This is a genomic window from Streptacidiphilus neutrinimicus, from assembly GCF_000787815.1.
In the GTDB taxonomy this organism is placed as follows: domain Bacteria; phylum Actinomycetota; class Actinomycetes; order Streptomycetales; family Streptomycetaceae; genus Streptacidiphilus; species Streptacidiphilus neutrinimicus.
The window spans coordinates 107,377-115,061 of record NZ_BBPO01000008.1; the positions used below are offsets into that span (position 1 = coordinate 107,377).

Annotated in this window: 4 protein-coding genes and 1 pseudogene; 2 read left to right on the plus strand and 3 right to left on the minus strand. The window is 68.6% G+C overall.

The window, feature by feature from the left end:
• Positions 1 to 65 precede the first annotated feature (65 nt).
• Positions 66 to 1,412: a hypothetical protein gene (locus TR48_RS08325; protein WP_052442492.1), complete on the minus strand. Its 1,347-nt coding sequence runs from the start codon at positions 1,410 to 1,412 to the stop codon at positions 66 to 68.
• On the minus strand, positions 1,409 to 1,849 hold the full coding sequence (locus tag TR48_RS08330) for a hypothetical protein (protein WP_236652070.1): 441 nt from the start codon (positions 1,847 to 1,849) through the stop codon (positions 1,409 to 1,411). Before TR48_RS08330 ends, TR48_RS08325 begins: the two co-directional genes overlap by 4 nt.
• Before the next feature lie 152 nt (positions 1,850 to 2,001).
• Between TR48_RS08330 and TR48_RS08335 the strand changes: the two genes are divergently transcribed.
• Together TR48_RS08335 and TR48_RS08340 are read left to right on the plus strand one after the other, a co-directional pair.
• Complete coding sequence (locus TR48_RS08335) at positions 2,002 to 5,979, plus strand: DUF6531 domain-containing protein (protein ID WP_152627856.1); 3,978 nt, start codon at positions 2,002 to 2,004, stop codon at positions 5,977 to 5,979.
• Positions 5,980 to 5,984: 5 nt separating this feature from the next.
• Positions 5,985 to 6,482: a hypothetical protein gene (locus TR48_RS08340; RefSeq protein WP_042365335.1), complete on the plus strand. Its 498-nt coding sequence runs from the start codon at positions 5,985 to 5,987 to the stop codon at positions 6,480 to 6,482.
• 1,023 nt (positions 6,483 to 7,505) lie between these two features.
• Here TR48_RS08340 and TR48_RS43015 read toward each other — a convergent pair.
• Positions 7,506 to 7,685: pseudogene (locus tag TR48_RS43015) on the minus strand (hypothetical protein); the annotation flags it as partial.

The following is a 7,685-nucleotide window of genomic DNA, read 5'->3' on the forward strand; positions in this document are numbered from 1 at the left end:
CGGTGCGATTCGCCGAGCGCTCCCAAAGGAATGGACGTAGTTCCAGCATTTTCAGGGGGGCCTGGTTACGGATGGGGGTGGATGGTGAAGTAGGCCCAATTGCCCCAGGTGTCGATGTTGCCAGTGTCGGCGCCGTTGTGGGTGTACTCGGTTGTGATGCGGTAGAGGGTGCCGTCGGCGAGGTGAGTCCAGGAGATGGGCGTGTTGATGCCGCTGTGGCTCTTGAGGTCAGTTGTCCACGTGGTGACGGCGTGCCAGGCGCCGTTGTCGTAGCGCTGGAGGGTGACCAGGAGGGGCTGGCCGGAGTGGTCGGGGGTGACGCGGGTGGACAGGAGCGGCTGGAGGTGGGCGTCGCGGTAGTAGACGGCGTAGGTGGTGCCGTTGATGCGGGTGGTGGCGGTTTGCTGCAGGAGCGTGTTGGTGACGATGGCGTGGGTGTAGGCGGTGGTGGTGGCGCTGGTGGGGTTGTAGCGGTAGTCGCCGGTGAAGGCGGCGCTGAAGGTGGTGTTGCGGGTGAGCTTGTACCAGGCGGTGAGGTTTCCGCTCGCGTCCACGGTGCCGGTCTTCAGGGCGGTGGCACTGCCGCCGGCGGGGTGGGCGGTCAGGGTGAGGGTGCGACCGTTGTAGGTGGTCCCCAGGTGGGCGGTGATCTTGGCCCAGCCGTCGTAGTTGTAGACGGACTTGTCGGTGCGGACGGTGACGGTCGTGGTGGCGCGCGTGACCTGGACCGTGACGGACTGGGCGAAGGGGAGGTAGCTGCTGCCGCCGTCGTAGGTGAAGCTGTAAGTGTTGGTGCCACCGGTGTCAGGGGCGTCGCGAAGGCTGAACGTGCCGTCCTTGGCGACTGTGAGGGTGCCAAGCGGGACGCCGCCGGGGTGGGCCGGGTCGGTGCGGACGGCGTGGATCTGGCCGGTCGGAACGTAGTAGGGAGTGGGCCAGATGACGACGCCCTGGATGGTCATCGCGGTGGCGCGGGGTGAGCTGGCGGGGGCGGTGAGGCCCATGCGGGGAGCGTACTTGGCCACTTGCATGGCGAAGGTGGCGGTGGCGGGCTGGTTCTGGGCGTCGCCGGGATAGTCGATCCGGTAACTGAGCCCGCCGGTCATGGGTGCTGTGTCGTCGAAGGTGACCGCATTCGCGCCCCAGACGGTGGCGTCGGGCAGGGTCTCACCTGATGGGTCAGCGGCGTCGAAGCGGGTGATGTGGACGCCTTCGCCGTCGAGGTTCGTGGCGGCCTGGATGGTGAAGCGGGTGCCGAATCCTTCGCCTGGGGCCATGGTGGCGGTGCCGGTCAAGGTGATCGTGGTGGGTGCGGGCGTGTCGGCGTAGGCGGCGTTCGCGGTCAGGGTGAGGGGTGTCAGGCCGAGCAGGCCGGTGATGGTCGCGGCCAGGAGGCGGCGGGATGGGGTCACATCGGTCTCTTCACTGGTGATTGGGCGGCCTGCGACCTGGTGGCGGCAGACGCTGGTGGGTGGGCGGTGGCGTTGTAGACGCCGACCAGGTGGTACCAGTTGGCGGTAGTGGCAGGTGCACCGGATCTTCCGGCGAAGTACCAGGTGGCGTTTGATTCTGCGTCGTGGGTGACCGAGAAGGCGAAGCCGCCGAGGGAGTGGTTGTAGTTGAGGTAGATCGCTTGCAGTGCGGTGTGGACGGGCGCATGCATCAGTGCCGGGACGGAGTCGGGAGAGCCGCTGGAAGCGGAGGTGCGAGCGAGCGAGAAGCTGTGGACCTGGCCGATGGCGCGTCTCCAACGGACCTTCAAATCCTGCCTCACCGCGCGTAACTGGTGCAGGGCGCGCATATTATCGATCACCCGCCAGGTCGTGATCACCACCCCTGCCGCGGGCACCAGAGCATGACGGCGGACCACGAGAGCCGTACCAGCCTGTCCGGACGGCACAGCAAGCTGGGCCCGGCCAGGGAGAGTTGGCCTGTGAGCTGCTTGGTAGCGTGCTACTGACGCGTTGTGGGGGCAGGCGGACGGGGGGGCGGGGCGCTGCGATGGGTGAGATAGCCAAGGCTTTCCAGGAGACGGCACAGAAGGCCGGTAAGGGCCTGGCGGAGGACTTCGCGAATGCCTACCACGGCATCTTGAAGGACACTGAGCATGGCACGACCCGCGCTGCGGAGAACGCCGCGGAGAACGAAGCCAACACCGTCAAGGATCTGGCTCGGTCGGCGGAGAAGGACGCTCATGCTCCGCGTGTGGGGGACCCGGCCCGGCCGGAGGCAGAGGGTGGTCACGAGCCGGGGGCAGGGCTGCGCGGTGGTTCGGGGCCGGGGGACGAAGGGGAGCCGGGCCTGGGGGCCGGGAACTCGGAGCCCGGGCAGCCGTCGGAGGGCAACGGCGGCTGCACCACAGGCGGAGACCCGGTGGACGTGGTGTCCGGCCAGATGATCACCTCTGCGACTGATCTGCACCTGCCGGGCCTGCTGCCGCTGGTCCTGCGTCGCGCCTACGCCTCCGGCTATGCCGGCGGTCGGCTGCTGGGCCCCGGCTGGTCGAGCACGCTGGACCAGCGCCTCCAGGTCGATGCCGACGGGATTCGCTACGCGGGCGACGACGCACAGACGCTGCACTACCCGCTGCCGACCCCGGACCGCCCCCGCGTGTTGCCGGTGAGAGGTGCGCGCTGGCCGCTCACCTGGGACGGCCCGGACGGAACCATCCGGATAGAGGACCCGGACACCGGCTGGACACGGCACTTCGACGCGCCGCCCACAGCGCCGAATACGCGCCTGCGTCCGCTGACTGCGATGACGGACCGCAACGGGCACCGCATCGAGCACATGTACGTCGACGGCTTGCCGGCGGAGGTGCGCCACTCGGGCGGCTACCGGATCGCCGTCGACACGGCCATCACGGTCGGTGGGGCGCGCATCACCGGACTCCGGCTGATCGACGGCAGCGGCGATGGTCGCGGTACCACCCTGATCGGCTACGACTGGGACGGGCGCGGACGGCTCGTCGGGGTGGTGAACTCCTCCGGCCAGCCTTTGTCGTACACCTGGGACGAGCGCGACAGGATCACCGGATGGACGGACCGCAATGGGCACTGGTACGCGTACGAGTACGGTCCAGACGGCCGGGTGTCACGCGGCTACGGCACGGACGGGATCCTGGATGCCGACTTCGCCTACGACCTTGACGCCCGCAGCACCACGGTCACCGACAGCCTCGGGCACAGCACCGTCTACGCCTACGACGCCCACGGCCACCTCACCACCGTCACCGACCCGCTCGGCCACACCGTCTGCACTGAGCACGACCGGTACGGTGGGCTGCTGGCCCGCACCGACGAGCTGGGCCGCACCACCCGCTACACCCTGGACGAGCACGGTGACCCCGTCGTCATCACCGCCCCCGACGGCAGTGCTACCGCACTGACGTACACCTCCCTGCGCCGTCTGGCATCGGTGACTCAAGCCGGCATCCGGACGGCCGCGTTCGAGTACGACGAGCGAGGCAACCTCCTCAGCGCCACCGACGCCTCGGGAGCGCGGACGGTCCGCAGCTACGACGACCTCGGTCGCCTCACCCAGGTGACCGATCCGCTGGGGCAGAATCGTTCCTTCACCAGTAACCCGGCCGGCCTGGTGACCACCGTGACCGATCCTCTGGGCAACACGGCGCACGCGCACTATGACGCCTTCGGCCGTCTGCAGACGTTCAGCGATCCGATGGGCGGAACGCTTCGCCTGCGACGCCGGACCGAGGGCGAGGTGACCGAGCGGATCCATCCGGACGGCAGCCGCGAGACCTGGGAGTACGACCGCGACGGAAACGTGGTGGAGCACCGCGACCAGGCGGGAGCGGTCACCCGGTTCACCATCGGCCCCTTCGGGCGTCTGGACGCGAGGTTGCTGCCGGACGGCGAGCTGATCCGGTTCCGCTACGACACCGAACTCCAGCTCACCGAGGCCGGCGGCGAGGGAGCGAGCTGGAGCTACGCGTACGACGACGCCGGCCACTTGATCAGTGAGACCGACCTGAACGGCCGTACGCTGACCTACCGCAACGACGGCGCAGACCAACTACTGGAGATCGCCGACGACGCGGGCCACACCACCGCGTTCTCTTACAACCTCATGGGGGAGCTGGTCGAGCGGCGCGACGACCACGGCACGGTGACAACGCTCGATTACGACGCGCGCGGCCTGCTCAGTCGCATCACCGGCCCGGACAGCACGGTCGCATACGTCTACGACGCGTGCGGCCGCGTGCTGGCCGAGACCGTCGACGGACGCACCACCTCTTACGGGTACGACGCGGTCGGTCGGCGGGTGCGCCGCACCACCCCGTCCGGCATCGCATCCACCTGGTCCTATGACGCGAACGGCCTGACGACGGGCTGGAGCAACGGGTATGGCACCCTGACCTTCGAACGCGACGCCAACGGGCGAGAGACCACCCGCGGGCTCAGTCCTCTCGCCGTGCTCACCCAGTCCTGGGACGCCTGCCATCGGCTCGTAGGCCAGGCCATCTGGGCCGCGTCGGCCGACCACTCGATCCCCGACGCCGCAACCGGCTTCCGCGCCGTGCAGCAGCGCGCCTACGGATACCGCGCCGACGGCATCCCGCAAACGATCGTGGACCAGCTCCGGGGCCGCCGGGACTTCGCGCTCACCCCCGCAGGACGCGTCACCCGGGTCATCGCCGAAACCTGGACCGAGACCTACGCCTACGACCGCCACGGCGGCATCGTCCATGCCCTGGACTCCCGCCGCCCCAGGGCGGCGGGACAAGGCGAACGCCACCTGACCGGGTCCCTCCTGCGCGCGGCCGGGCGCACCCGGTACGAGTACGACGAACGCGAACGTCTCGTCCGCAAGACCGTGCGAACCCTGTCCGGGCAGCAGCGCGACTGGCGGTACACGTGGGGCGCGCAGGACCAGCTCGTCCGGGTCGACACGCCTCAGGGAGAGTTCTGGACCTACACCTACGATCCTGTGGGCCGCCGCACCGCCAAACAGCGCCATGCCACCGGGGCGAACGGCACCGCCCCGATCGAGCAGGTCACGTACGCGTGGGACGGCACCCAGTTGGCCGAGGAGACCACTCTGCACGACGGTGTCGCAGTGCGGACGCGCGCGTGGGAGTGGAACCCTGACGGCCTGTCGCCTATGGCCCAAACCGACCTCGTCCAGCCCCCGACTGCAGCAGGCAGGACCGAGTCGGACGAGGGAACGACGGCGAACACGACCGACACCGGAACCGACGACGCCCGGTTCTGGGCCGTCGTCGCCGATCTGTCAGGCACTCCCAGCGAGCTCGTCGCCCCGGACGGCACGGTCGTCTGGGCGCCGACCACGGACCTGTGGGGCCGCCCCCTCCGGCCCCGCAGCGGACCTGTGTTCTGCCCACTGGGCCGACCCGGTCAGTACCACGACGACGAGACCGGACTCGCCTACAACTACTTCCGCTACTACGACCCGTCCACAGGCCGGTACCTCAGCCCCGACCCCCTCGGCCAGGCAGCAGGCCCGGACCCACACGCCTACGTGCCCAACCCCCTCTACTGGGTCGACCCGCTGGGCCTGGCGAAGAAGCAACCGTCCGGCATGGGCGGTTGGTACAACAAGCTCCTCCCCGCGAACTGGACCGACGGCAGCGACCCCACCCCCTACGAGGTCAACCACGTCCCGGCCAAGGACGCGTACCTGAACCTCGGCCTCCCCACCGATCTCAAGGAGTCCACCGGTCCGGCGATCAGAATGGAGTACGACGATCACCGCAACTTCATCAGCACCGGATCGGGCCGGGACTCCATCGCCTGGCGGGCCAAGCAGCGAAGCCTGATCAAACAGGGCAAGATCGACGTCGCCATGAAGATGGACATCGGCAAGATCCGCAAGGAGTACGGCACCAAGTACGACGCCGCCATCAAGGAGATGGTCGACTCCCTGCCCAACAACCGGAAGTTCCAGAAGTACCTCAAGGACAACGGCTGGAAGCTGAGGACCTGCCTCCTACAATGACCCGCATGGAGATCGATCTCGACCCGCCGAACGGCATCACCGGCTTCCCGCTCGGCATGCCGGCGGAGAACGTCAAAACCGCGGCAGCTGCACTGGGCCGGGTACAGGTGCGCAACGAGGGGTCGGGCCGCCAGTTCGGCTACATGAAGGTGACCCTCCTGCACGAGCAGTTCGAGATCGTGTTCCACCTGGAGGACGGGAAGACGCTCACCGCGGCAGAGGTATGGATCCCGCGCCCCGGCCCCCAGGACGTCACCGTGCGATTCCGGGGCATCGACGTCTTCCGCACGCCCGCCCTCGCACTGCTGGACCGGCTCACGGCAGAAGGCCTGACCACCCGTCACGATGAGCCGAGCTACTGGACGGTGCCCGGTCTGTCCCTCGGCCTCACCCGCACCGCCGGCCACGAGGTCCCGCTCGATACGGACGGCGAACCGCTGTACTTCCAGGCAGTGCTGGTCGGACCGGCGGACTACTACGACGACCTTCTGACCTCGGGCTGACGCCCTTTGCCTTCGCTCGATGCCGCCTGTGGCGCCCGTAGAGCCATCACTGCAGGTGGGGACCCGCGTGAGAGGCGTTCGCCGGCGGTTGGGATGCTGCGCTGGTGATCATCTCGATCCTGTACCGCGTCCCCCGAGCCTTGCTGTCTGTGCCGGGAGTTCTGCACCGCCGGGACACGGCGAAGGACGCCGAACTGCTGGTGCTGCGTCGGCAACTTCGGGGCACGGGCCGTTACGAGCCCCCCCGGGGACCGGTTCTGGTTGGCCGCGCTGTCGTCGCTGATACCGCTCACGCGACTGGAGGCGGGTTTCCCAGTCACCGCGGGGACGTTGCTGGTGTGGCACCGCAGGCGGATCAGGAAGCGGTGGGACTACGCCCACCGACGTCGACGCGTGCCGCGCATGAACTCCGCCATGGAGCGCTGGGTGCAGACCTGCCGTCACGAAATCCTGGACCAGACCGCCAGACCAGACCAGACCGGGCCTTGATCTGGAACGAGAACGACCTGCGCCGCGGGCCCAACTCCTGGAAGCCAAGTCCACCCTTCAGCGGGTGCTGGTCTCCATCCAGATCCGGGCTGAGCGATCAGTACCAAGTTCAGGCGACGTCTTCCGGGCGGGCACCACGACGGATTTTCCCGGCCGCGGGGCGGGATCGACAGGGCCCGGGGGGTGACTTGGCTGGGCGATGTCGGTCCCGTTCGCCTGACAGGTGGGTATCGGCACCCGTAGCCCTGGGACGTGAGGACGCGCAGGGCGGCGGGCTGACCGATCCCGAGAGACCAGTCCGCGGTGCTGAGTGCGCCCCCATGGCCGGGGCAGGGCCGCAGTCGCCGGACCATGCGATGGGAGCGCACTGCGGGCTTTCGACATTGCCTTCGACGGCCGACTCTCCATCGGCCGCTGTCAACTCACACCCCAAAACGAGTCACACCGTTGGGGGAGAGCCCCACTTCGAGTCCCGGCTGGCAGGTCAGCAGGCGGTTGTCTGGGGGCGAGTTCGGACCACTCGCCCCCGCCCTGTCAGACCAGCGTGGTGTACACGTTCCAGCCGGCGCCGATGCGGATGCGGGGCAGGAAGGGTGACGCGGGATTGGCGGTTCCTTGGTACAGCCAGAGCACGCCTGACGCGTCTCGGGCGACGAGGTCCGGCAGCCCGTCATCCGTCACGTCGGGGACCGTCGTCATGGTGGTGTAGGTGTT

Excerpts from the sequence above, each read along its gene's own strand:
- TR48_RS08335 (WP_152627856.1), top strand. The coding sequence starts at position 2,002 with ATGGGTGAGATAGCCAAGGCTTTCCAGGAGACGGCACAGAAGGCCGGT.
- TR48_RS08340 (WP_042365335.1), top strand. The coding sequence starts at position 5,985 with ATGGAGATCGATCTCGACCCGCCGAACGGCATCACCGGCTTCCCGCTC.